Source organism: Streptosporangium sp. NBC_01755, from assembly GCF_035917995.1.
Classification (GTDB): domain Bacteria; phylum Actinomycetota; class Actinomycetes; order Streptosporangiales; family Streptosporangiaceae; genus Streptosporangium.
Genome location: NZ_CP109131.1, coordinates 5010545 through 5035157, shown reverse-complemented (window position 1 = coordinate 5035157; position 24613 = coordinate 5010545). Strand labels below are relative to the sequence as shown.

Sequence of the window (24613 nt, the reverse complement as noted above, 5' to 3'; positions counted from 1 at the left end):
GGCGAGGAGACCGCGAGGACGCGGACCGCTCAGATCTCCTCGTGGAGCCCGGCCGTCGGGTCGAGCCGACGTGGCCGGTCCCCGATCCTCGGGTGATGCAGGTCGAAGGCGGGCCGCTCCGAGCGGATGGTCGGGATCGAGGCGAAGTTGTGCCGGGGCGGCGGGCAGGAGGTGGCCCACTCCAGCGAGTTGCCGAAACCCCACGGGTCGTCCACGGTCACGCGCGGGGCGTGGCGTGCGGTGTACCAGATGTTGTAGAGGAACGGCAGCGTGGAGGCGCCGAGCACGAACGCGCCGATCGAGGAGACCAGGTTGAGCGTGGTGAACCCGTCGATCGGGCTGTAGTCGCCGTAGCGGCGCGGCATGCCCTGCGCACCCAGCCAGTGCTGGACCAGGAAGGTGGCCTGGAAACCGATGAACAGCAACCAGAAGTGCAGCTTGCCCAGCTTCTCGTTCAGCATCTTGCCGGTCATCTTCGGCCACCAGAAGTAGAAGCCCGCGAACATCGCGAACACCACGGTGCCGAAGACCACGTAGTGGAAGTGCGCGACCACGAAGTACGAGTCGTGCGCCTGGAAGTCGAGCGGCGGGGAGGCCAGGATGACCCCGGTCAGCCCGCCGAGCAGGAAGGTGACCAGGAATCCGACCGCGAACATCATCGGCGAGTCCATCGATATGTGCCCGCGCCACATGGTGCCGGCCCAGTTGAAGAACTTCACACCCGTCGGGATGGCGATCAGGAACGACATGAAGGAGAAGAACGGCAGTAAAACCTGGCCGGTGGTGAACATGTGGTGCGCCCACACCGTCATCGACAGGCCCGCGATCGCGATGGTCGCGCCGACCAGGCCGATGTAGCCGAAGATCGGTTTGCGGCTGAAGACGGGGATCACCTCGCTGATGATGCCGAAGAACGGCAGCGCGATGATGTAGACCTCCGGGTGGCCGAAGAACCAGAACAGGTGCTGCCAGAGCAGCGCTCCCCCGGTCTGCGGGTCATAGATGTGAGCGCCGTGCCTGCGGCCGGCCTCCAGGGCGAGCAGCGCGGCGGACAGCACCGGGAAGGCTATCAACACCATCAGACCGGTCAGCAGCACGTTCCAGGTGAAGATCGGCATGCGGAACATCGTCATCCCGGGGGCCCGCATGCAGATGATCGTGGTGATGAAGTTGACCGAGCCGAGGATCGTGCCGAGGCCGGCCATCACCAGGCCTACGATCCACAGGTCACCGCCGACCTGCGGGGAGTGCTGCGCCGTGGAGAGCGGCGTGTACGACGTCCAGCCGAAGTCGGCGGCACCGCCGGTGGTGAGGAAGCCGAACAGGACGATGACGCCACCGAAGAGGAAAAGCCAGTAGCTCACCATGTTGAGCCGGGGGAACGCCACGTCGGGCGCTCCGATCTGCAGCGGCATGACCACGTTGGCGAACCCGGCGAACAGCGGGGTCGCGAACAGCAGCAGCATGGCCCCGCCGTGCATGGTGAACATCTGGTTGTAGCGCTCCAGGCTCACCACCTGCATGCCCGGCTGGACGAGCTCCGCCCGGATGACCATGGCCATGAGCCCGGCGATCATGAAGAAGACGAACGAGGTGATCATGTACAGATAGCCGATCACCTTGTGGTCGGTGCTGGTCAGCCAGTTCACGACCAGTGAGCCCGGCTCTCCGTTGCGCGATGCCGACGGTGAGGTCAGCGGCCCCTCACGTGACTGCTCGGAGGTCGTCACAGCCCACCCCCCTCGGGAACCGGCTCGTCCACGAACCGGCCCGTCCACGAACCGGCGCGGCATCCGATCCCCGCCGCCTTCCACCCCGCCATCCCCAGGAAAAGCCGCTCCCACTCGCACCCTTCCGCCATCTTGCCCGCGCGCTGACCTGGCGATTAATCGCCCTCATCCGGACCTCAAGGTCCGCGTGGGCAACGTCGGATGACACGCCGTGCTTGACCCGGGGGCGCAGGGGGCACTCCGCTGGAATACGGAGCGTCGAAAGGAACAACCTCATGGCCAAGCGACAGCGAGTCGTCGTGATCGGAGGAGGGTTCGCGGGCTTCACCGCGGTCCGCGCCCTTTCCGGAATCGCGAAGGGCGCGATCGAGATCGTCCTGATCAACCCGACCGACTACTTCCTCTACCTGCCGCTGCTGCCCGAGGTCGCGGCAGGGATCCTCGACCCGCGCAAGGTGGCGATCCCGCTGTCGGGCAACTACCCCGGTGTGCGGCATCTGCTCGCCTGCGTGGACACCGTCGACATCGAGGCGCGCCGCCTGAAGTGCACGGACGCCGAGGGCAACCCCCGCGAGCTGGGCTACGACCGCCTGGTGGTCGCGGTCGGCAGCGTCAACAAGCTGCTTCCCATACCCGGCGTCGCCGAGCACGCCCACGGTTTCCGCAGCATCGCCGAGGCCCTCTACCTGCGCGACCACCTGATCCGCCAGATCGAGCTCGCCGCCACCTCCGACGACCCCGAGGAGCGCAGAGCCCGGTGCACGTTCGTGGTCGTGGGCGCCGGATACACCGGAACCGAGGTGGCGGCTCAGGGCCAGCTGCTCACCCTCGACACCCGCAGGAGACAGACCGCCCTGCGTGACCAGCCGGTGCGCTGGATCCTCGCCGACGTCGCCCCGCGCATCCTTCCCGGGCTCGACGAGCGCCTGTCGCGGACCGCGCACCGGACGCTGTCGGAGCGAGGCATGGAGATCCGCACCGGTACGAACGTGGCCGAGGCGACGGCGGACGGGGTCAAGTTCTCCGACGGCGAGTTCGTGCCGACCCGGTCCCTGATCTGGTGCGTCGGCGTGCGCCCCGACCCGATGGTGGAGTCGCTGGGGCTGCCGACCGCGAAGGGGCGGCTGCTCGTCGACGAATACCTGCGGGTGCCCGGACATCCGGAGATCTACGCCTGCGGCGACGCGGCCGCGGTGCCCGACCTCACCCGGCCGGGCGAGTACACCCCGATGACCGCCCAGCACGCCGGCCGCCAGGGCAGGCGCGCCGCCCACAACATCGCCGCCTCGTACGGTCACGGACGGCTCCTGCCGTACAGGCACCACGACCTGGGGTTCGTCGTCGACCTGGGCGGGGCCGCCGCCGCCGCGAACCCGCTGGGCGTGCCGCTGTCGGGTGTGGTCGCCAAGGCGGTAACCCGGGGTTACCACCTGCTGGCCATCCCGCACGGCCGGGCGCGCATCGCCGGGAGCTGGCTGCTGGATCTCGTGCTGCCTCGCCAGATCGTCCAGCTGGGCACGGTCGACGGCTCGGAAGTCCCGCTCGCCTGCACCACCCCCGAGCACCCCCACAGCCCGAGCGCCCCGCGGCCTGAGCCGGTGAAGCCGGTGAAACTTAAAGGACGGCGAGATCCTTCGGCATGAACTCATCCGAGCCGACAGGCCCTCCCCTACGGCGGAAGTGACGGCAAGGCGATTCCGCACGGGCGTACAGGGAAGGCTCACCAGAGTGGATGACGTGTGGGACCTGGCGGTCGTCGGCGGTGGGCCCGCAGGGGCTGCCGCGGCGCTGCGCGCGAGGCAGCTTCGGCCTGACGCACGGGTGCTCCTGCTCGATCGGGCCGACTTCCCCCGCGACAAGGCCTGCGGCGACGGCATCGCCGCCCACGGTCGTGACGAGCTCGCCCTGCTGGGCATCCCCGACCTCATCGCCGACTACCGGCCGACGCAGCGCCTGACGGTGATCTCCCCCGGTGGCGAGCGCGTCTCGGCCACCTCCGCCCGACCCAACCACGTCGTCCCCCGCAGGGTCTTCGACGCCCGCCTCGTCGACGCCGCCCGTGCCCGCGGTGTCGAGGTCCGCCGCCACCGCGTCCGCTCGCTCGCCGTCCTCGGCGGCCACATCGTCCTCGACGGCACCGTCACCGCCCGCGCCGTCGTCGCCGCCGACGGGGCCAACTCGACGGTGCGGCGCCTCATCGGCATCTCCCCCGCCCCTGACAGGCACACCGCGATCGCCGTGCGCGGCTACGCCGACGTACCCGCCGACGACGACGTGCAGTCCATCTTCATGCAGCAGGACGGGTGGCCCGCGTACGCGTGGTCGTTCCCCATCGGTGACGGCACCGCCAACGTCGGCTTCGGGATGCTGCTGCCTCGGTTGCGCGCCACCGGCCTGCCCGGCCGCGAGGTGCTGCACGGCAGGCTCGCCGAGTTGCTGCCCCACCTGAGCGCCCACGACCTGCGCGCCCACCATCTGCCCCTGTCCCCGGGGCGGCCGAGGCCGGGCTCGGGGCGGGTGATGCTCGCCGGTGACGCCGCCGGTCTCATCAACCCGCTCACCGGCGAGGGCATCTACTACGCCCTGGTCTCCGGCCGCCTCGCCGGCGAGGCGGCCGTGCGGGCCGCCGCCGACCCGCTGCCCGCCTACCGGCGCGAGCTGAGAAAGGCACTCGGACGGCACCTGCGCACCACGGACGTGCTCGCCCTCGCCGCCCAGTCACCCGGCTTCATCGACGCGGCGATCGACACGGCCGCCCGCCGCAAGGAGGTGTTCGACCTGCTGGTCGACGTGGGTCTCGGCGCGGGCACCGTACCGCTCCCACTGGCGCTGGCCGTGGTCCGCCGCTGGATCGCGGGCGGCGTCCGACGACGCTGAACACCACACGCGCACGCTCCCCGGGTGGTGCGCGCGGAGCAGGGCGAGCCCGCTGGTGGCGAACCGGGTCTGCACCACGGAGCGCTCGTCGGCGAACTCCAGCGCGATCACCGTCTTCGCCAGGCCGGACACCGGGGCCGCGGGATCGGCGGTGACGGCGACCGTCGGGATGTCCCCGGCCACGCCGAGGGCGTGCAGCACCTCCGTGGTGGTCCCGGACCTGGTGATCGCCACCAGCCGGTCGTAGCGGCGTGCGGGCAACTCGGAGGCGGGGAAGGCGTCGGTCTCCCCCTGCCCCGACCGCTCGCGCAGGACCGCGTAGGCCTGTGCCATGTAGAGCGAGGTGCCGCAGCCGATCACGGCGACCCGCTCGCCCGCCTCCGGCAGGCCCGCCGGACTCGCAGCGCCGAGCTCCAGCGCCCGCCGCCAGCACTCGGGCTGGCTGGCGATCTCCCGCAGGACGTACGTCACATGCACCTCACCTGTCGATGCCTATGTTCACGCCTGCAACATGCCACAGTCGCCCACCGACCGCCAGGAGGGCTCTTTGCCGAACCCCGCCCCGGTGCCGTCGGCGAAGGAGACGGGCTGCCGGGGCCCCGCGCCGTTCTGATCAGGCATGACGATCCCGTCGAGCAGTGTGGCGGCGGTACCGCCCAATCAACGCACTCTGATGCTTCACCCTCGCCATCCCAAAAAACTCGTGACTGTAATTCACACTATGTTTCACTGTGTTGCAACGCAGAAGCACCTCTCGGCTTCCCCCACACCTAGGAGAGTGCGTTGAGCCAGTCCCCCAGCACCGAGTTCACCGGGAATTTCGAGGTCGTCCGGCTGTCGGCGAGCCTGCTCGACCATCGGGAGGGCGACTGCGGAGACTTCGCAGCCGTCAAAGCTCGCCCGCAGCTGTGGTCACGGGTCTCCGAGAAGCGCAGGTACGCACCATGGGAGACCTTTCCGCTCGGCCTGGTGATGGACGTGCTCGACGCGGTCGAGTTCGAGGCGGCCCAGGTCGACGAGGCCCTGACGAGAACTCTCGCAAACACCCGCAGCACCGTGCATCCGGGGGTCGCCAGCTGGGTCTGGCACGCCTGCCACACCTATCTGGAGGTCTCCGAGAGCCTGGCCGCCACGCTCGCCTCCGAGGGGGTGGAGCTCCACCCCGAACGCAACCCCCGGATCGTCCAGGGCGGCCGATCCGCCGCGGAGATGCGCTCCCTCACCGTGTGGGGCCGGTGGTACGGCTCGCCGGACGGCACGACGGTGGAGTTCCGCCGGATGCGCCTGCGCCGCCCCCTGGGCAGTGCGGACAGGCCGTCCACCCAGGCGATGGCGTATGTGGCGGCCGTGGGCAGACAGGTGGAGGACCCGTCGGAGCTGTATCGCGCCATCCCCGTCCCGGTGCGACCCGTTCCCGTGCCGGAACGGGTGCGAGTGGTCGAGATCGGACTGACCACCGGGACAGACGAGGTCCTTCTCGACACGACGGACCTGGAGGAGATCCGCGGCGCGTACGCCTCGAACGTCAGACCCGCGACAGCCCGGCTGCTGGCCGGTGGCGACCGGATTCCGGGGCAGCACTGCGCCGAGTGCAAGGCGCGGGCCTCCTGCGGAGATCTCGCGCACGCTCCGGGCCTGCTCGGCCTCGACGACCGGGGCACACATCGGCGAACGTGGTCGATCACCACGTCCCGCTACTACCAGGTCTGCCCGGCGCAGGCTCACCTGCGCGAGCTCCGGCTTCCCGGCGACTGGGAGACGAGCCCGGCGGCCGAGCGCGGTCAGCACGTGCACGCGTGGCTCGAAACCGCGCACACCCGTGGCAGGCCCTGCACCCTGGCGGACCTTCCGGAGTCAGGCGCCGATGACTGCGGCCTCGCCGACGCGTTGATGGAGCGGGAGGAGTATCACCGGGCCCGGCCGTACCTGCTCCGGCATCTGGAGGTATGCCCGCTGAACGGCCCTGGCGAGGCCTCCGAGGTCAGGCCCGAGCCGAAGGTCGCCGCGTACGACGCGCGGGCCGATGTGGTGGTGCTCGCCCACCCGGACCTCCTCCGCCGGGTGGACGGGCGTCTCGTCTACCGCGAGCAGAAGACGTCGGCCGTACCGCGCGGGATCACCACGGAGAACGCGCTGGAGATGGTTCCCCAGCTCGCCCTGGCGGTCTGCCTGATCACCGCCGGCGTCTTCGAGGACACCGATGGGCTGGTCGAGCTGGAACAGCTCACCCCGGCCTCCGCCGAGGTGCTCACGTTCGACGCCGCCGACCCGGCGATCGTCTCCGCCGCCCGCGCGGTCGTCCTCGACCGGATCCGGCCCTGGCACCGCGACGTCGCCTTCCGCGCCACTCCCGGCTCCTGGTGCCGGTTCTGCCCGGTGGCCCGCTGGTGCCCGGATGCCTCCCGCTCCACCGCGCACGTGGTGGACGGTCTCGCGTTCGACCCGCTCACCGGAGAGATCCTGGCAAGCCCCGGACGGTTGGACGGCCGCGTCGAAGCGATCGCGGCCACCCTCGCCGATCCCGACCCCGACGACGAGCCACCATATTGATGTCCTCCCTCTTGATGTCCTCCCTCTTGATGTCCTCCCTCTTGATGTCCTCCCTCTTGATGTCCTCCCTCGCACACGAGCGGATTCCCACGGTCACCTGTGCACTCGTGCTCCCACGGTCACCCGTGCTCCCTTGGGAGAAATCGCCCCCTTCAGGCTCCTTCCTCGCCTGCGACTGCGAATCCGTCAGATGGCCGCGGTCATCTGACGGATGACGGCTTGGAATCGCCTACCTAGGGTTGCCACATGAGCGACATCGCCTGGCACGCGGCCGGCCCAGCCGAAGTGGCCCGGAACTACGGCACGGACCCTGCCGAGGGACTGACCGAGGCGGAAGCCGTACGGCGGCGCGGCGAGCACGGGCCCAACCGGCTGCCCGAAGCGCAGCGTGAGCCGCGCTGGCACGCGTTCCTGCGGCAGTTCCAGGATCTGCTGATCCTCACCCTGATCGGCGCGGCGCTGGTGAGCCTGCTGGTCACAGGGGAGTGGGAGACACCCGCGATCATCGTCCTGGTGGTCCTGCTCAACGCGACCATCGGCTTCGTCCAGGAGTCCAAGGCGGAGGCGTCGCTGGAGGCGCTTCAGAAGATGCTCCACACCGAGGCCACCGTGCTCAGGGACGGCTCCGCCATACGCCTGGACGCGGCCGACCTGGTGCCCGGCGACATCGTCGAACTGGAGGCGGGCGCCCGGGTGCCGGCCGACGGACGGCTGCTCTCCTCCGCATCGCTGGAGGTCCAGGAGGCGGCGCTGACCGGCGAGGCCGAGGCCACCGCCAAGTCCGCCGAGGCCGAGGTCGCCCCGGACGCGCCGCTGGCCGACCGTGTCACCTCGGTCTTCATGAACACGATCGTCACCCGCGGCCACGCCCGAATGATCGTGACGGCGACCGGGGCCGCTACGGAGATCGGGCAGATCGCCGGGCTGATCCAGGAGACCGAACCGGCGCCCACCCCGCTGCAACGTCAGATCAACGCCCTGGGCAAGACCTTGGCGCTGATCGCGGGCGTCGTCATCGTGATCGTGTTCGTGCTGGGTCTGCTGCGCGGGCAACCCGTCGGCGACCTGTTCATCACCTCCGTCTCGCTCGCCGTGGCCACCGTGCCCGAGGGGCTGCCCGCCGTCGTGGCCTTCACCTTGGCCATGGGTACGGCACGCCTGGCCCGCCGCGGGGCGATCGTCAAACGCCTGGCCTCGGTCGAGACGCTGGGCAGCACCTCGCAGATCTGCACCGACAAGACGGGCACGCTGACCCTCAACCAGATGACGGCCCGCGAGGTGCGGCTGGCCGACCGCCGCTTTACCGTGTCGGGTCAGGGATACTCCGCTGAGGGTCGTATCCGCAGCACCGACGACTCCCCCGCCGAGGGGCCGGCGCTCCACGAGGCGCTGGTCGGCATGGCGCTCTGCACCGACGCGTTGGTCCACGGCGAGGACGACGTGGTCGGTGATCCGACCGAGCTCGCGCTGGTCGTGCTGGCGGAGAAGGGCGGGGTGGACGTCACCGCGCTCCGGCGACGGCATCCGCGCATCGCCGAGGTGCCGTTCGACTCCGACGACAAGTTCATGGCCGTCTTTCACCAGACCGGCGACCGGGTGCGCTGCTTCGTCAAGGGCGCGCCCGACGTGCTCGCCGCCCGCGCCGACCGGTACCTGACGGCCGACGGCACCCGGTACTTCGACGTCGCGGCGCGCGAACGGTACGCCGACGGCAACCGGGAGCTGGCCGAACAGGGGCTGCGTGTGCTGGCGATCGGCGTCAAGGACCTCCCCGGCCTCGACGCGGAGACCGACCTGAAGGGACTGGTCGACGGCATCGTGATGCTGGCGCTGGTCGGCATCGTCGACCCGCCGCGCCCTGAGGCCGCCGAGGCCATCGCGCAGTGTCACCAGGCGGGAATCCAGGTCCGGATGATCACCGGTGACCACGCGGTGACGGCCGCGGCCATCGCCCGCCAGCTGAACATCCCTGGCAAGGCGATCACCGGTGCCGAGCTCGACTCGATCTCCGACGAGGAGCTGGCCCGGGAATTGCCGGAGATCGGGGTCGTCGCCCGGGTGACCCCACAACACAAGATTCGCATCGTGCAGGCCCTGCAGGACTCCGGCCAGGTGGTGGCGATGACCGGAGACGGCGTCAATGACGCCCCCGCCCTGCGCAAGGCGGATATCGGCGTCGCGATGGGCATCACTGGGACAGAGGTGAGCAAAGAAGCCGCCACCATGATCCTCACCGACGACAACTTCACGACCGTGGTGGACGCGGTCCGTGAAGGCCGCGGCATCTACGCGAACATCGTGAAGTTCACCCGCTTCCAGCTCTCGACGGCCTTCGGGTTCGTGCTCACCTTCCTCGCCGCTTCATTGACCGGGCTGGCCGGAGGCGCTCCGTTCACCGCGGTTCAGATCCTCTTCGTCAACCTCGTCATGGACGGGCCGCCTGCGCTATCCCTCGGGGTGGACCCGGCCGGCCCGGACGCGATGAAGCACCCGCCGCGGCCCCGGGACGAGCGCATCCTCACCACCACCCGGCTGTTGCGCATTCTGCTGGCGGGAGCGGTCATGTCGGGTGGCACACTCGCCGTCCTGATTCTGGCCCCCGGGCACGCCGCGGCGGCCGGGCAGGTGTCGGTCGCGGGGACGATGGCCTTCGTCACCTTCGTCTTCTTCCAGATCTTCAACCTGATCAACGTCCGTGACGACCTGCGCAGCGCCTTCCACCGCAGTACTTTCGCCAACCCCTCGACCTTCGTGGCGATCGGGGTCGTGCTCGTGCTCCTGGTCGCCATGGTGGAGTGGCCGGCCCTGCACGCCTTCTTCACCGTCACGAACCTCACCGCCGGTCAGTGGTTGGTCTGCGCGGCCGTCGGCTCGGCGATTCTCTGGGCGGGCGAGCTGGTCAAGTTCATCCTTCGCAGGAGAACGTGACTCGTCCACGTGATGTCCCAGCGCTGCGCGGTGAGTTTGTCGCGGATCTCATCCGGGCGCCGCTCGATCCGCTCACCAGAGGCTCGAAGCCCGCGGCACACCCGATCGCTCCACGGGATCACGCCAAGCGCGTCGAAGGTCTCCTTCGCGGCCCTCAGGAGCGGCCTGGCCCGAGAGGTGTGACGACGGTGACTTCGCGGAAACGCCTTGGACGGGAGCAGACCGGATCGCCATCGCGGACAGTGAGCCGACATCGCTTCGCGCGCCAATCCGGTCCCCACGATCGCACGGTGGCCCGCCGCCGAAACCCCGGCCGGCGTACTGCCGCAAGCGCGCGGGCCACGGCCCTTTTTGACCGTATTCCAGTGGCACCCATGGTGGAGCAGGTCAAAAGTCCTAAATCTCCGCTTCACCTTCTTTAGACTCCCCCCATGTCGTATTCCCCCCCTCCCCTCTACTCCCCCCCTCCTCTACAAGGCGACGTCCAGCAATGCCACCTCGCCGCAGACATACGGCAACGATTCATCCAATACCACTGGGATGACATGACGCCCAATCGGGTGCGGCGGATCCTGGACACCAAAACCAGCGCCGCCTGGTGGATCGACAACCGAAAAAGGCTGACCAGCCAGATAGCACGGGAGCTGGGGGATTTCTTCTACCTCGTACGCTCGTCTTCCACCACGATGCCCCCCCGCGGGCGCGTGCTCGTCCCCCCGCCTCACCAGCAGTCGTGCGGAATTCCCGGACACGGTAACTGTCCGGTGTTCGCCGAAGAATGGAGCAGTGGCTACCGAATAAGGCGCTACTCAGGCGGCACATCCATGGATGCAGACGGGATGGGCCTCACACCTTGCGGAAAGGCAGGCAGGGAACAAGGCTACGAAGCCGGGTTCGAGGACGGTTTGGATGCTCGGGCTCGGTTAATGAGCAATGCAGGCCGCGTCAGTTTCGCACAGGCGTGGCACTACACCTTCTCCGATAATTTCAGGAACAGATATTACGACTGATCCTGGTGAATTAGGAGGGCGACAGGAAGGGACCGCACAAGCTCGGGGGCTGACCAATATGGGGTGCGGCCGAAATACGCCAGAAAGACACCGTGAGCCGGGGCGATGTACCGGATAAGAGACCGTTACCACGTACATCGCCAGGCAGAGATCAAGGCTGGCAAGAGATTTCACTGGCAGACGGTGCGCGACTGCCACATGTGATTCGGTACATCATCGCCCCTCTGACCAGCGGAAACAGCCCCACCGTTACACTTGGCGCCGGCGCCGCGAGGAAGCGGCCTGGTCTCCTGCACGCGCCAGTTGATCCGCCCTTCCCGTGAAAGGTCGCCCCTGATGACTCGCCCAAGGTCGGCCAGTGCCTTTGTATTGGGAAACAGGTATCGGCTCCACCCCTGGCCGTATGCGCGACCGGTAGAGAAGTCCGAAGAGATGGTCGAGCTCGTGGCAAACAAGTCGGGCTATCGGCCCCTCGAACCAAGTCGGGCTATCGGCCCCTCGAACACCGTGATGCGAATGTCCCCCTCGATATTCGGTACGCCCCTGGTACGCGACCAGTGGCACACGGCCGGATTTGGTGGCATAGGACGGCACAGCCAGGAAAGCGAAACGACCCGCGTTCCCGCAGGTCGTTGCTGGGTTTCCCCTGGTAGATCGCTGGTGCCCCCTGCAAGATTCGAACTTGCGCTCCCGGCTCCGGAGGCCGGTGCTCTATCCCCTGAGCTAAGGGGGCCAACGTGTGATTACACTACCAGCTTCCTGGGGCTGACCGACACTCGTGGCGGGAACGGGGATCTTCGGAGAACACTCGGGAACGGAGGGTCATCGGGTCGGCTGGTCAGCTCGGGGAGGGGCGGACGGCGCCCCGATAGCGGGAGAGGTAGTAGGCCGAGGCGGCGAAGTCGGTCGTCCTGACGACGTCACCGGTTCCCGGGGCGTGGACCATGACGCCGTCCTTCACGTAGACGCCCACGTGGGTGGGGTCTTTGACACCTCCGCCGAAGAAGACCAGGTCTCCTGGCCGGAGCTGCGAGAACGGCACCCGGCGGCCCTGCCTGAACTGGGTTCCGGTGTAGTGGGTGAGCCTGGCCCCGGCCCTGGACCAGGCGTGCAGGGCGAGCCCTGAGCAGTCGAAGCCCCCGCCGGTCGGGCCGGCGCTCGAACCGCCGCCCCAGACGTACGGCCTGCCGACCTGGCGGAGCGCCGCGACCGCCGCGATCTGCCCCCGCGTGGGCGCGCCGCGTCCACGCGAGACCGCTGCCTGCCCGCGCGCAGACGCTGCCCGCCCCTTGGGTGGGACTTTCCTTCCGGGTGAGGACGCCGCCCATCCGCCGGATGGCGTTTTCCTCCCGCGTGGTGGGCGCTGTGACCGCTCGGCGAGCGCTCGCGAGGATTCCGGGCGGGAGGATTCCGGGCGGGAGGAGGCCCAAGGAGCCTTCCGCTTCGCTGAAGGAGCGGAAGCGGAACTCGAACCGACGGGAGAATCTGCCGAAGCGCCGGCGAGAGAGCCTGCGGCAGCACGGGCAGGGGAAACCGGAGGGGTGGCGGGCCCGCGGGAGTGGTCGTCTCCCGGAGGGCCGTCGCTTCCCGGCCATTCGTCATGCTCGCCCTGGAAGTGGGCCATCAGTCCGCCATCAGGGCTGTGAGGGGTTCCTGTCCACTCACCGTCCGCCCCCGAGAAGTCCATCGGCCATCCGCCGCCCGGATCCGAGAAGGCCGTCGACCGGTTGCCGTCTGTGTCCGGGAGGGCGGCACCGGGCGGCGTCGACGCGGGGCGATCTGTCAAGGTGGCTCCGGTATCCGGGAGAACGGTGCGCCGAGCCTCGCAGACGGCGGTCAGGGTGACGCGGACCTCCTCCGGCAGCCAGTGCGGGGCCGTCGTGGAGAGAAGGCCGGCCCAGGCGCCGCAGGCTTCCGGGGAGAGGCGGGGCGCGGGGACCTGGAAGCTCCCCGCGAGGACCGCCGAGAGGATGGAGACGGTGACGAATGCCGTGATCACGCACGCCCTCCTTGGGCTCGATGAAGGATCGAGGCCCCAGGATCGGCGTGCAGAAGTGATCGCCAAGGAGCCGAACGCGGTTCTGTGGAAAACCCGTCGCCTGTGGACAGCTGTGCGTACACATCCGCGGAAACCCGCGCGGGAGCGGGGAAGAGGGGTTAGCCTCACGCCGTGGGAGAGGTTCTGGGCAGGGTGTTGGTAGTGGATGACGACGACGTCATCCGGCAGCTCATCGCGGTCAACCTGACCCTGGAGGGGTTTCAGGTCGACACGGCCTCCGACGGGCAGGACTGCCTGGACCGGGTGCTGGACGTGATGCCAGACGTCATCACGCTGGACGTCATGATGCCCAGGCTGGACGGTTGGATGACCGCCACCAGGCTGCGAGGCGACAAGGGGACCAGGCACATCAAGGTGGTCCTGATCACCGCGCGGGCGCAGGAGGACGACAAGCGGCGAGGCCTCGGGATCGGGGTCGACGCCTACCTCACGAAGCCCTTCGACCCTGCCGAGCTGATCCAGGTCGTCCGCGATCTGGCCCTGACCGCGCGCGGCGGTTAGAGCGGATCGGGCACCGGCCACGGGTCCCGCCCGTGGTCAGACCAGATGCCCGCCGCCCCTGTCTCGACGGCCCGTGGTCAGAGCAGGCCGTCTCTGCGGGCCACGGCGGCGGCCTGGGTGCGGGAGGAGACGCCCAGCTTGGAAAGAATGTTGGAGACGTGCACGCTCACCGTCTTCTGCGCGATGAACAGCCGCTCACCGATCTCGCGGTTGGACAGCCCCTCGGCCACCAGGGCGAGCACCTCCTGCTCACGAGCCGTGAGCAGGGTCGGCGACGCGGAGACGAAGCGCGCCCTGCGGCCCAGCTCGGCCAGGGCTGCGCCGAGCGGCCTGGCGCGCAGTGACTCGGCGGCCTCGACGGCCAGTTCCCATTCCTTCAGGGCCTCGGCGCGCTCGCCCGCGACGAGCAGCGCCTCGGCCAGCCGCCACCGCGAGCGCGCGACCTCGTAGACGAATCCAAAATCAAACGCCTCGACCACCGCGCGCCACGCCGCGACGTCGAACCGGCCGTGCGCGCGGTGCCACTCGGCCTCGGCCCTGGCCAGCCAGGCCAGCCCCTCGGACCCCAGCGGGCCCCGGCGGACGGAACCGGGGCCTACGGCGGCGGGCACCCTGGCCCGTTCCAGGAAGGCGTCGGCCTCGGCCGCGCGTCCCAGGTCGGTCAGCGCCCACAGGGCGGTGCTGCTGAGCCGGATCACGGCCGGATCGTTGGGAACAAGGGCGTCGAGTCCCGCGAGGGCGTGTTCGAGCGCGCTCTCGGGGTCTCCGCGCCACAGTGCGTGCTCGGCGGCCAGGCCGCGGCCCATGGAGGTGACCGTGACCTCGTCGGGCCAGAAGGGCTCCAGCCAGGACAGGCGTTCCTCGACGGCCGGCAGGCCCCTGGCCACCTCGACGAAGAGCGCGAAGGACGACAGGAGCGCCTCGGCCGGGGTGCCGACGCGGACGCCGAACCCGGCGGCGACCTTCTCCGCCTGGTCCCACTCCCCCGCGACGTAGTGAACCAGGAGCCGCAGAAAGCGCAGGTCGGTGCCGAAGGTGCTCCAGTTGAGCCCGGTCTCCCCCGCCACCCGCAGCCCCCGGTCGGTGGTGACCGCGGCCTCGGCCAGGTCTCCGTTCTCGTACTGGACCCGGGCATGGTTGAAGATGGCCCGCAGGTCGATGGCGAGGTTGCCCGAACTCTCCGCGGTGGCGCAGGCGAGCAGTTCCTTGGCTCGGGGGATGTCGCCGGCGAGGGCCGCGAGAGCCGCGAGGGTGATCAGCGCGCTGGTCTCCGCGTCGGCGGCGCCGCTCGCGCGGGCCGCCTCCAGGGCTCGGCCCGCCAGCGCCTCGACCTCGTCGTGCCGCTCGCTCCAGTAGAGCGAGCGTGCGTAGGTCGCGAGCGCGCGGGCGAGCACCGGCCCCTCTGGTGCCGCCTCGACCGCCGCGTGCGCGGCGACGATCGCGCCCTCCAGGTCGTCCGTGTCGATGAGGACGTACGCCAGACGCTCGTTGACCTCGGCGGAGGGCGGCAGGCGCCGGAACTGGGAGACAGCCCGGTGGTTGTCGCCGCTGTCGGCCGCCGCGTCGGCACTGCGCCTGGCGAGGCCGACGTGGTCGATCCCGGCCAGTCGCTCGGCGTCGGGGACCCGGTCCCAGAGCCCGAGCGCCCGGTCGAAGTGGCGGTGCGCCTCGGCCGGGGCGCCCAGCCGCTCGGCCCTCCGCCCGGCCTCCACCGACGCCACCAGCGCTCCGGGCAGATCGTGTCCCGCCAGGTAGTGGTGGGCGAGCTCGGCCGCGGAACCGCCTCGGGCGGTCAGCAGGCGGGCGAACTCGGCGTGCGTCCTGGTCCGCTCGCCGGGCAGCAGGTCGTTGTAGACGACCTCCTGCAGGAGCGCGTGCCGGAAGGCGTAGCCGTACTCCCCGTCGGGGCGGAGCAGGCCACGCGAGACGATCTCTCGCATGGCCCCATCGAAGGCCAGGTCGTCGAGGCCCGATGCCTGCTGGAGCAGATCGTGGTCGGCCCGGCGACCCGCGACGGCCGCGCCGCGGAGCACCCCCTGCGCGGGGTCGGAGAGCAGCTCCACCCGGGAGAGCAGCAGGCCGGCCAGACCGTCGGGCATCGAGCAGCCGGCGGAGACCGCCTCCAGCAGCTCCTGGGCGTAGAAGGGGTTGCCCTCGGCCCTGTCGACCACCTCCCGCATCACGCGGGCGTCGGTGCCGCCGAGCGTGGCCAGATAGTCGGTCATCTCGTGACGGTCGAGGGGATCCAGCTCCACGGACGTCACCGAGGGGAGCCGCTTGAGCTCGGCGAGGACCCGGCGCAGCGGGTGGCGGCGGTGGAGGTCGTCGGTGCGGTAGGTGCCGACGAGGCAGACCGGCTCGGTCTGCAGCATCCGGCTGAGGAAGACCAGCAGATCGCGGGTGGACTGGTCGGCCCAGTGCAGGTCTTCGAGGACCAGCAGCACGGGCCGTGCGGACAGGAAGCCGAGCATCGAGCCGAAGAGCTGCTGCTGTGTCAGGCCCGACGTGCTCTCCCTGCCCGGGTCGGTGCCGCCGGGCAGCAGCCTGCCGAGGACCGGTCGCGCGTTGAGCTCCGCGCGCAGTTCCCCGCGCACGGAGCGCAGGGCGTCGGCGAGCGGGAGGTACGGAAGGGCGTCGCCGAGTTCGGCGCACTGCCCGACGAGCACGGCGAATCCAGCGGCCTCGGCCCGCTCTGCCAGCTCGGTGACCATCCGGGTCTTGCCGATGCCCGCGTCGCCTCCCAGGAGGGCGACTCCCGCCTGCCCCGCGGCGGCGGTGTCGAGCACGGCGGTCAGGCGATTTAGCTCTGCCGATCGCCCGATAAGAACGCTTTGCGTGCTTTGCCACCCCACGTCGGCGAGTATCGCACGAGGCACCGACGGGAATGGACGATCGACGTCGCACCGGCTCGGGGGTCGATCACCCGAGACGTCTCGTGTGAGGCACCGGCGGAGCCGATTCCGGCCGGCTCCGCACCGCGGCCGACGTCGCGTCGGCGCCGGGATCGATCGCCTGGCCGGAACGCTTCACAAGGCGTCGGCGGGGCCGGTTCCGGCGGACGCGGGGCCCGATTGGTACCCCGAGGCGTCCGCCCATTGGCCCTGACGACGGGGAGACGGACGCCCCTAAGGTCGGAGCATGGTCTCCCCGTCCACATTACTGATCTTCTCGGTCGCGTCGCTGGCACTGGTCCTGGTGCCAGGCCCGAACCACATCTACATCATCACCCGCGCCGTCTCGCAGGGCCGCGCCGCCGGTGTCGCGAGCGCGTTCGGCGTGGAGGTCGGCACGCTGGTGCACATCGCCGCGGCGGCGGCCGGTCTCTCGTACGTGATCGCACAGTCCGCGACCCTGTTCAACGTGATCAAGTGGGCCGGTGTGGCCTACCTGGTCTATCTGGGCGTCCGGGCGCTGACGAGCAGGCAGGAGCTCACGGCGCAGGAGGCGGCCCCGCAGCCGCTGCGGGCGATCTTCCTTGAGGGCATGGTCGTCAACCTGCTCAACCCCAAGGTCATCCTCTTCTTCCTGGCGTTCCTGCCGCAGTTCGTGGAGCCGGAGGCGGGTGCGGTTCCGCTGCAGATCGCCATCCTGGGCACGACCCTGCTGGTCCTGGGCCTGATCTCCGACCTGATCTACGCCATGGCCGCGGGCGCCCTCGGCACCCGGCTGAGGATCAGGTCGACCTTGCTCGGCCACTTCAGCGGGGTCGTCTACCTCGTCCTCGGCGTCGCGACCGCGCTCTCCGGCCGCTCCGTCTGAACGTACGAAGCCTGAACGTACGAAGCCTGAACGTACGAACCCAGCTGGCCGCACAGGTCCCCCACCAGGCGAGCCAGACGACTTCGCCGCCCGGGCCGTGAGCGCCGTCCTGGACGGCGCCCTCGCCCGGTGAGGTCAGGTGAGGTCAGGCGGAGAGCGCGCCCCGGATGCGCTCCAGGATCGGGTAGGGCATGAGCCCGTACGCGTAGAAGTCGACCGCGTCGGCCCCCGAGGCCCGCACGGCGCGGACCTTGGCCGCGAGGCGGTCGGCCGAGTCGGTGTCGGGGAGGCCCGGACGGAGAACGACCCGCAGTTCCCTGTCCTTGCCCGTCGAGCGGCGGTAGGCGACCACATCGTCCGCCACCCTGCCCGCGTCGCGGGCGTAGGCGAGCACGCCGAGCGAGGGCACCAGGTCGCCTAGGGCGACCAGGTCGACGCCGAGCTGCCAGGAGTCGTGCGCGGCGAGCCCCGGCGAGGGCAGGCCGTCGGTGTAGCCCTTGACGGAGCCTGTGGCGTCCAGGAAGACCAGGCGCGCCCCCTCGGCCGCGACGGCGCCGGAGACGTCGGAGACCAGCGAGGTCACCACCTCGGAGCGGGCCCGCGCGTAGGCGACCACCTCCGGGCCCGCGTACGCGGTCAGGGCCGCGCGGGTCACCTCGCCCTGGGCGGGCGGATCTCCGTCGAGGACGGCGTCCACGATCCTGGTGCACTCCTCGCGCGCCACCTCGGCGTTGACCCCCAGGTCGGTGGCTCGGCGCATGCAGAAGTCGCAGAAGCACAGGCCGAGCAGGAACGCGTCCATCGGCCCGAGCGGGACGAAGCTGCGCTCGTGGTGGTAGCCGTGGCCGAACGTCGAGAAGTGCAGCGCCTCGGCCACCACGCTGTCGACTCCCTGCCTGGCCACCGCCCTGCCCAGCGCTACCGCGTACAGGCGCACGTCGGGGTGGGAGGGGCACAGGTCCACGGGCGAGCTCCGGTCACCGAAGCAGTTGCGTACCGTCACATCCGGGTTGGCCAGGCCGAGCGTGGTGTTCTGCAGGAAGACGGTCCAGCCGTGCAGCGCGAGCCCCCGCTCGGCGGTGGCCAGGCGGAGCGCGGCCAGTGGCTCGTCCTCGGCCCCCTCCTGGACGGGCGGGACCAGCCGCAGCCCGCCGAAAAGGTCGGCGGGCGGCATGAAGTGCGCGCCGTCGCTGCGGAGCGTCACCCGGGAGCGGCCGTGCGGGGTGACGTCGCGGGCGCGGCGGTATGCCGCGGCCACGGTCACCCCCGTCAGGCCGTATCCGGTGATCCGGTCAAGGACCGCCTCCATGCCCTCCCCGCGTACGTCCTCGACGTAGACGTATAGCGAGCTGTCCAAGCCGCCGCCCTCCCACGAAGTCGGTCAGACTCTAACGCGGCCTGTAGGCCACGAAGTCGATCTCGACAAGGATGTCCATCAGGTCGGAGCCGACGGTCGTGCGGACGGGATAGGGGCGGGTGAAGTAGGACTTGTACGCCTCGTTGTAGGCGGCGAAGTCACGCTTGAGGTGCTGCAGGTGCACCGTCGACTTCACCACGTCGTCGAAGCCGAGGCCGTGCGCCGCGAGGACGGCGGCGAGGTTGCGCATCACCTGATGCGTCTGCTCGGCCACGTCGGTCCCGACGACCTCGCCGGTCTCGGGGCTCAGCGGCCCCATCCCCGAGGTGTAGACGAAATCGCCGACCACGAGGCCCTGCGAGTACGCCCCCACGGGCGCCGCGCCCTCGTCGGTACGCAGCTCCTGCTTGCCGCTCATCTCGTCACTCCTCAAAAGGGGAAACAGGGGATCAGAAAAAGGTGTTTATCAGGTCGACGACGACGTACTCCTCGTCGACCACCGGTATGACCCGCCACTTGTCGAAGGCGGTGCACGGGTGGGAGATGCCGAACGACACCAGGTCTCCCGGCCGCACCGGCGAGCCCGGCGCAGGCCTCAGGACCGTGTGCTGGTCCTGGACCTTGAGCACCGTCGCGTCCGCGACGGCTCCGCGCGGGATCGGCAGCCCCTCATCGAAGGGGGCGTCGCGCTTGCCGAACCCGACCACGGCCAGGCCGGGCTCGGGAACGCTCAGCACGTGTGCCCAGATCTCCAGCGCGGCGCGCAACTCCCCGTCCATCCGGGTGTACGGGGTGCGCTCGCGATAGTAGCCGTCGTCGTGGGAGATGTAGGCACCGCTGCGCAGCATGACCCTGGCCCGGCAGGTGGCGAGCTCGCGGCCGATCACGTCGAACCACTGGCTGCCGCCCACGGACAGGATCGGATCGCGCACCCGCAGGTGTTCCAGTGCCTCCAGCAGCCGGTGCAGGTAGGCCCGCACCTCGCCGGTGGATCCCAGCGACCCCTCGTACCCGGCGACGCCGGCCAGCTCCACGCCCTCGGCCCGCTGCGCCGCCGAGGCGACCTCCAGCAGCTCGGCGAGGGTACGGCTGCCGCCCCGGCCGCCCTCATGGCCCAGTTCCGCCAGGACAGCGAGGCCCCCAGCGCCCTCTCGGGATCCACGATCCCCTTCACGTTCCGACCCTCCCTGTGGTCACCTTTGCGGATTTACCGGACCATCGGCCGTTGAATCCGGGCATGGGAGATCGCGCCCCGTTGGTCACCCTGAGGACCCTATCCTCACGGCGCCCTCTCCGGTGCCGTGACCTCGAAGACGCCACCCCTGCCGAGCCGCGTTGCGCGCTCTCAAGACTGCGGCGCCCTCACCACGCGCCGTTCAGAACCACATTCTCGGGGCCGCACTCTCCTCCCAAGGCTGCGGCGCCTCACCACATGCCGTTCAGAACCGCGCTCTCAGGGCCGCAGCGCCCTGCCGGGGGTGGCGCCGGTGAGCTGCCCCCCGGCGAGGGCCGGAACCCCGGAGACGAGGACGTCGCCGATCCCGGTGGCCGGGGTCCGCGGGGCGGCGTAGGTGGCCAGGTCGGCGACCGCTCCCGCGTCGAGGACGACCAGATCGGCGACCTGCCCTGGACGGACGAGGCCGCGCCCTTCGAGGCCGAAGCGGCGGGCCGGGTGCGAGGAGAGGTGGACCGCCGCCTGCTCCAGGGTCCAGTCTCCGGTCTCGCGGACGTGGTGGCCGAGCATCCTGGCGAATGCCCCGTAGCCGCGGGGGTGGGGGTGGCCGCCCACGTAGATGCCGTCGGAGCCGCCGGTGTGCGCCGGGTGACGCAGGATCGCGCGGACCGACGCCTCCCCCTCGGGGCCCTCGTCAGGGCGGGCCACCATGCATCCGGCCTCCAGCCGGGTGTCGATCAGGATCCGGCGGCAGAACTCTCCCGGCTCCAGCCCCGCCTCGGCGGCGGCCTCGGGCAGCGTCAGCCCCTCGGCCCACTCGGCGCCAGGTACGTGGGAGAAGGTGATCCTCGGCCAGAGCATCTCGTCCCACTCGATCCGCTCGGACTCCAGCACCTCCAGCGCCCGGTCGGCGTCGGCGTCCGGGACCCAGGCCGGCAGCGCGACCATCGCCAGGATCGTGCTGCCCCGCAGGTAGGGGTAGGTGTCGAAGGTGATGTCCAGCCCTCGGAGCCGAGCCTCGTCGACCAGCGGCAGGAGGGTCGTGGCCGGGCCGTGGTAGTGCGAGACGTGCACCGCGGCGCCCGAGCGACGGGCGATGTCGGTCACCTCGGCCATTCCCGCCGGGGCCGCCGCCCCGTACCCGCGCATGTGCGTCACGTACGGCAGGCGGCCGAGCGGCGCGCAGAGCGCGGCGATCTCGGCGGCGTCGGCGTAGCGGCCCGGGGCGTACTCCAGCCCGGTGGAGAGGCCGGCCGCCCCCTCCGACAGGCCGCGCTCGACGCGGGCCAGCATCGCGGCCACCTCGTCGGCGGAGGCGGCCCGTCCGGCGGCGCCCATCACGTCGTGCCGGATCGTGCCGTGCGGCAGCAGGTAGGCGGTGTTCAGCGCGGTCGTCCTGTCGTAGCCGTCGAGCAGTTCCCCGACGCCGATCGGCCCGTCGGCCGAGGGGTGGACGCCGTTGACCGCCGCGAAGTAGCGGGTGGCGTAGGCGAAGGTCTCCTGGGTGGTGGAGGGGGCGAAGGAGAGCCCGTCCTGGCCGAGGACGAAGGTGGTCACCCCCTGCCGGAGCGCGGCGAGCTGCACCTCCTTGTCGAGGACGATGGCGTCGCCGTGGACATGGCAGTCAACGAGGCCGGGCATGACGTGGCGCCCGGCGGCCTCGACCACCGTCGTGGCCTCCGCGGCGTCCAGGCGGCCCACGGCGGCGATCCGGTCACCGGTGACGCCGACGTCGGCCCGGCAGGCCGGGGCCCCGGTGCCGTCGAGCACCCAGCCATCCCTGATCAACACATCGAACGACATGCCCGGATTCAATCATTCGGGAGGTGTTCAAGGCACCCCATGTCGGCCTTCGTTCTCCCTGTCCATGTCCCTGATTTCCCCCGCATCGCACGTAACCGGGAATTTGGACCCCCGCCCCCTTGACCATGACGCGTCATGGATGGTGACATCTTTTTCTAGTTAGGAATCTTTCCTAACTAAGTGATCGCAGAGAGGGCACCCCCTGTGCATGCGAGACCGCGTCTCCAACGCCCCTCGACCGTCCTCGTCCTGGCACTGGCGTCGGCACTGATCGCATCGGTGTTCGTGCTGGCGGCCCCACCCGGCTTCGCCGCCGACTCCCTGCTGTCCCAGGGCCGTCCGGCCACCTCGTCCTCCAACGAGGACGCCACGTTCCTCCCCTCGGCCGCCTTCGACGGCAACACCACCACCCGCTGGGCCTCCGCCGAGGGCCACGACTCCGGCATCGGCCGCTACGTGCGGATGTACGGCACCGCGCACGGCACCGTCTACGGCTACTCGCTGTACGAGATGGAGGTCTACGGCAGCACCGGCGGCACCACCCCGAGTCCCACCCCGACGATCACCCCCGGCGGCCCCGGCGTGCCGTTCGGCTCGCATGCGATCCCCTACGCGGCCGGGATACTGCGTCCCAGCGGCGCCCAGGCCACGCTCGACCAGAAGGTGATCGACTACTACCAGCGCTGGAAGGCCGCCTTCGTCAAGCAGAACTGCGGCAACGGCTGGTATCAGATCATCTCCCCCGACGCCGACCACCCGTACGTGGCCGAGGCGCAGGGCTACGGCATGGTCATCACCGCCACGATGGCCGGGGCCGACCCGGATGCGAAGAAGATCTTCGACGGCCTGGTGAAGTACGTGCTGGCCCACCCCTCGTCGATCACCCCCGGCCTGCTCGCCGCCGAGCAGAACACCGCCTGCCAGAGTGTCAACGGCGGCGACTCGGCCACCGACGGCGACCTGGCGGTGACCAGCGGCGACGCCAAGTCCCTCGCCGCCGCGCGCAAGCTCAACACCTGGATCAAGAGCAAGCCTGTCAGGAGTGCGCGGGCGTCCCCAACCGAAATCACCCCCCGGACGACCTCGGCCCGCTTCAATCCGGGCCGGCGTGGCATGGAGCTTCACAGGAAACCGCACGTAGCCTGAGGCGGCCCGGCGCGGCGGACCTTGTTACGCGGGCTCCAGGTGTCCCACGAACCGGTAGGAGAATCCCTTGCCGGCAGGGGAGTAAGCGTCGATGTCCTGATAGCCGCCCCTTGCGGTCACCGGGATGCGCAGCAGCAGGTCGTCGCCGATGTAATCGTCCTCCCACACCTCGATGGTGAACGATCCTCCGGCGACGGTGGTCTGGCTCTTGTACACCCCGGCGGCGCGCTCTGCGGAACCGGCGGAGCATACCGAATACTCCCATACCCAGCAGGTTCCGGCCTTGGTGTCGACCTCGTCACCGTTGGTGGGCCAGCCGAGGTACTCAGCGCCGTTCTGACCTATGATCCGCACACGGATCTCATCCTCGCCGCTCTCCTCCAGATCGAAGGCCTGAAGCGAGCCGAACACGATCTTGAGGAGGGGGCCGGCGGCGGCCGTAGGGGAGTCGCCGCCGAGAGCGGGGGGCTCGGCGGCCTGGGCCGGGGACGCAAGGGCCGCGACGAGTGTCAGCCCGGCGGCCAGAGTGCCGACCCTGGACAGGATGTTGTTCATGCGCTCCTCGTTTTCCGTTGGCAGGCGGGCTCCAGGCGGGAATTGAGCCTGTAGTGGTAGCCGTTCATGTCGACCCTGTGAGTGGTGATGACGTTCGCCATACAACCTGTCGGGGACGTCTTGTCGATGGCTTGGAGCCTGCTGGTGGCGGGAGACCGGCACGTCCGCTCGCGCATGAGATGCCCTGGCCGCCGCATGCGGACGCCACCGCGACGGCCGCACCACCACCTCGTCCCCTACTACACCTGGGACCACGAAGCCCGCGCCGAAGCCGCCATACGTGACGCGGGCAGGCGCTCCCGCCCGCGGCCTCTTTCAGAGGTCGGAGCAGGTGACGGGAAGTGAATCAGCCGGAAACCACCTCACTCGACCCACCACCAGCCCTTGCCGAGATCATACGTTGGGCTCCCTATGTCGCCCTCCGTGGTTTGAATGATCGTCTGAGAATCGGCCTTGCCCGGTATGTAGGCGAACCCCGCACCGGATTCGGCACGCCACTTATCGACGAAAACCGGGAAATAAAGGCCGTTCTTTTGGGCTTGTACATCCCCCTCTATCGACAGGTACTCCATCCACGAGGGAACCTCAAGCAGCCGGCCACTCTCGTAGGAGGAGGCGAGGTCGGCGAATGTCTCATGATGCAGCCGAAGCTGACTCTCCAGATAGACTATTTTCCAGTCTGTCGTCCAGATCAGCGCTCCCAGGATCGAAGTAGCCGTCAACACCGCCACCGAGCGTCCGTACGCTTTGACAGCCAGGTAGGACATCACCCCGGCGAAAGACCACAACAGCGACCACAGCCAGCCCCATAAAAGCGGCAGCATATAAAGCAGAGGGTTCTCCAGAAACAGTGGTATCCGAAGGTAGGAAACGAGCGCCAGAAGAAACCAGCCGGCCGCCACCAGCAAGGAGAGCAGCCACAGTTTCTGCATGGCAGGAGGAATCGGCACCGAAAAAGTGGGGCGCCGTCTCCACATTGCTCGCCATGCCTTGCTCGACGTCTCTACCAAAGCTGCACAATCTCCACACAAGCTGCCGCCGACGGTCTGGATGAAAAGCGCCGGGCTCCGGGTTCGCCTGATGAACCGAGAACAGCTGAGCGCACCGGGGTGAAGCAGCCGGGCTCCGGCCGGCGGGGCGTTCCCCTGACACGGCAAAAGCACC

At 69.7% G+C, this 24613-nt stretch carries 18 protein-coding genes and 1 tRNA gene; 8 read left to right on the top strand and 11 right to left on the bottom strand.

Annotation, left to right across the window (positions count from 1 at the left end):
• Positions 1-29 precede the first annotated feature (29 nt).
• Positions 30-1730, bottom strand: a complete 1701-nt coding sequence (gene ctaD, locus OG884_RS24050; protein WP_442811512.1) for an aa3-type cytochrome oxidase subunit I — start codon at positions 1728-1730, stop codon at positions 30-32.
• Positions 1731-2005: 275 nt separating this feature from the next.
• Between ctaD and OG884_RS24045 the strand changes: the two genes are divergently transcribed.
• Both OG884_RS24045 and OG884_RS24040 read left to right on the top strand, forming a co-directional pair.
• A complete protein-coding gene (locus tag OG884_RS24045; protein WP_326636399.1) occupies positions 2006-3373 on the top strand; it encodes an NAD(P)/FAD-dependent oxidoreductase in 1368 nt (455 codons plus the stop codon).
• Between the two features lie 85 nt (positions 3374-3458).
• Positions 3459-4607 (top strand): NAD(P)/FAD-dependent oxidoreductase, encoded by a 1149-nt coding sequence (locus tag OG884_RS24040; protein ID WP_326636397.1) that lies wholly within the window; start codon positions 3459-3461, stop codon positions 4605-4607.
• A gap of 498 nt (positions 4608-5105) precedes the next feature.
• Here the strand turns inward: OG884_RS24040 and OG884_RS24035 are convergent, their stop codons facing one another.
• Positions 5106-5267 carry a hypothetical protein gene (locus OG884_RS24035; protein ID WP_326636395.1) on the bottom strand — a complete coding sequence of 54 codons (162 nt, stop codon included), beginning with the start codon at positions 5265-5267 and terminating at the stop codon, positions 5106-5108.
• A gap of 123 nt (positions 5268-5390) precedes the next feature.
• On the opposite strand from OG884_RS24035, the gene OG884_RS24030 reads away from it, so the two are divergent.
• Positions 5391-7157 carry a PD-(D/E)XK nuclease family protein gene (locus OG884_RS24030; protein ID WP_326636393.1) on the top strand — a complete coding sequence of 589 codons (1767 nt, stop codon included), beginning with the start codon at positions 5391-5393 and terminating at the stop codon, positions 7155-7157.
• A gap of 246 nt (positions 7158-7403) precedes the next feature.
• The gene (locus OG884_RS24025) at positions 7404-10085 is read left to right on the top strand and encodes a calcium-translocating P-type ATPase, PMCA-type (RefSeq protein ID WP_326636391.1); all 2682 of its coding nucleotides are present in this window, start codon (positions 7404-7406) and stop codon (positions 10083-10085) included.
• A 1668-nt stretch (positions 10086-11753) separates the two neighbouring features.
• Here OG884_RS24025 and OG884_RS24020 read toward each other — a convergent pair.
• Positions 11754-11828: transfer RNA gene (locus OG884_RS24020), tRNA-Arg, on the bottom strand.
• A gap of 105 nt (positions 11829-11933) precedes the next feature.
• Complete coding sequence (locus OG884_RS24015) at positions 11934-13094, bottom strand: C40 family peptidase (protein ID WP_326636389.1); 1161 nt, start codon at positions 13092-13094, stop codon at positions 11934-11936.
• 171 nt (positions 13095-13265) lie between these two features.
• On the opposite strand from OG884_RS24015, the gene OG884_RS24010 reads away from it, so the two are divergent.
• The gene (locus OG884_RS24010) at positions 13266-13655 is read left to right on the top strand and encodes a response regulator transcription factor (protein ID WP_326636387.1); all 390 of its coding nucleotides are present in this window, start codon (positions 13266-13268) and stop codon (positions 13653-13655) included.
• Between the two features lie 77 nt (positions 13656-13732).
• Here OG884_RS24010 and OG884_RS24005 read toward each other — a convergent pair whose 3' ends face one another.
• Entirely contained in the window at positions 13733-16507 is a 2775-nt protein-coding gene (locus OG884_RS24005) for an ATP-binding protein (RefSeq protein WP_326646978.1), read from the bottom strand.
• 286 nt (positions 16508-16793) lie between these two features.
• Here OG884_RS24005 and OG884_RS24000 point away from each other — a divergent pair, with 286 nt between their 5' ends.
• On the top strand, positions 16794-17414 hold the full coding sequence (locus OG884_RS24000; RefSeq protein WP_326636386.1) for a LysE family translocator: 621 nt from the start codon (positions 16794-16796) through the stop codon (positions 17412-17414).
• A gap of 145 nt (positions 17415-17559) precedes the next feature.
• Here the strand turns inward: OG884_RS24000 and OG884_RS23995 are convergent, their stop codons facing one another.
• The 4 genes from OG884_RS23995 to OG884_RS23980 all read right to left on the bottom strand — a co-directional run bounded on the left by OG884_RS23995 (position 17560) and on the right by OG884_RS23980 (position 21748).
• Positions 17560-18771 carry a hypothetical protein gene (locus OG884_RS23995; RefSeq protein ID WP_326636384.1) on the bottom strand — a complete coding sequence of 404 codons (1212 nt, stop codon included), beginning with the start codon at positions 18769-18771 and terminating at the stop codon, positions 17560-17562.
• Between the two features lie 31 nt (positions 18772-18802).
• Complete coding sequence (locus OG884_RS23990; protein ID WP_326636382.1) at positions 18803-19189, bottom strand: Rid family detoxifying hydrolase; 387 nt, start codon at positions 19187-19189, stop codon at positions 18803-18805.
• Positions 19190-19220: 31 nt separating this feature from the next.
• Positions 19221-19805 (bottom strand): hypothetical protein, encoded by a 585-nt coding sequence (locus OG884_RS23985; protein ID WP_326636380.1) that lies wholly within the window; start codon positions 19803-19805, stop codon positions 19221-19223.
• A gap of 419 nt (positions 19806-20224) precedes the next feature.
• Entirely contained in the window at positions 20225-21748 is a 1524-nt protein-coding gene (locus tag OG884_RS23980) for an N-acyl-D-amino-acid deacylase family protein (RefSeq protein WP_326636378.1), read from the bottom strand.
• A 204-nt stretch (positions 21749-21952) separates the two neighbouring features.
• On the opposite strand from OG884_RS23980, the gene OG884_RS23975 reads away from it, so the two are divergent.
• Positions 21953-22894, top strand: coding sequence for a discoidin domain-containing protein (locus OG884_RS23975; protein ID WP_326636376.1), 942 nt, complete (start codon positions 21953-21955; stop codon positions 22892-22894).
• A gap of 24 nt (positions 22895-22918) precedes the next feature.
• On the opposite strand, the gene OG884_RS23970 is transcribed toward OG884_RS23975, so the two are convergent.
• Positions 22919-23449: a hypothetical protein gene (locus OG884_RS23970; protein WP_326636372.1), complete on the bottom strand. Its 531-nt coding sequence runs from the start codon at positions 23447-23449 to the stop codon at positions 22919-22921.
• A 362-nt stretch (positions 23450-23811) separates the two neighbouring features.
• Positions 23812-24381 carry a hypothetical protein gene (locus tag OG884_RS23965; protein ID WP_326636370.1) on the bottom strand — a complete coding sequence of 190 codons (570 nt, stop codon included), beginning with the start codon at positions 24379-24381 and terminating at the stop codon, positions 23812-23814.
• Here OG884_RS23965 and OG884_RS23960 point away from each other — a divergent pair.
• Positions 24380-24562 carry a hypothetical protein gene (locus tag OG884_RS23960; protein ID WP_326636368.1) on the top strand — a complete coding sequence of 61 codons (183 nt, stop codon included), beginning with the start codon at positions 24380-24382 and terminating at the stop codon, positions 24560-24562. The two genes, OG884_RS23965 and OG884_RS23960, sit on opposite strands and share 2 nt — an antisense overlap.
• The last annotated feature ends 51 nt before the right edge of the window (positions 24563-24613 follow it).

What these genes read in the sequence shown, in the direction of transcription:
- OG884_RS24045 (WP_326636399.1), top strand. Translation starts at nt 2,006, where the DNA reads ATGGCCAAGCGACAGCGAGTCGTCGTGATCGGAGGAGGGTTCGCGGGC.
- OG884_RS24025 (WP_326636391.1), top strand. Translation starts at nt 7,404, where the DNA reads ATGAGCGACATCGCCTGGCACGCGGCCGGCCCAGCCGAAGTGGCCCGG.
- OG884_RS24000 (WP_326636386.1), top strand. Translation starts at nt 16,794, where the DNA reads ATGGTCTCCCCGTCCACATTACTGATCTTCTCGGTCGCGTCGCTGGCA.
- OG884_RS23990 (WP_326636382.1), bottom strand. Translation starts at nt 19,189, where the DNA reads ATGAGCGGCAAGCAGGAGCTGCGTACCGACGAGGGCGCGGCGCCCGTG.
- OG884_RS23980 (WP_326636378.1), bottom strand. Translation starts at nt 21,748, where the DNA reads ATGTCGTTCGATGTGTTGATCAGGGATGGCTGGGTGCTCGACGGCACC.
- OG884_RS23970 (WP_326636372.1), bottom strand. Translation starts at nt 23,449, where the DNA reads ATGAACAACATCCTGTCCAGGGTCGGCACTCTGGCCGCCGGGCTGACA.
- OG884_RS23960 (WP_326636368.1), top strand. Translation starts at nt 24,380, where the DNA reads ATGGCAGGAGGAATCGGCACCGAAAAAGTGGGGCGCCGTCTCCACATT.
- OG884_RS23965 (WP_326636370.1), bottom strand. Translation starts at nt 24,381, where the DNA reads ATGCAGAAACTGTGGCTGCTCTCCTTGCTGGTGGCGGCCGGCTGGTTT.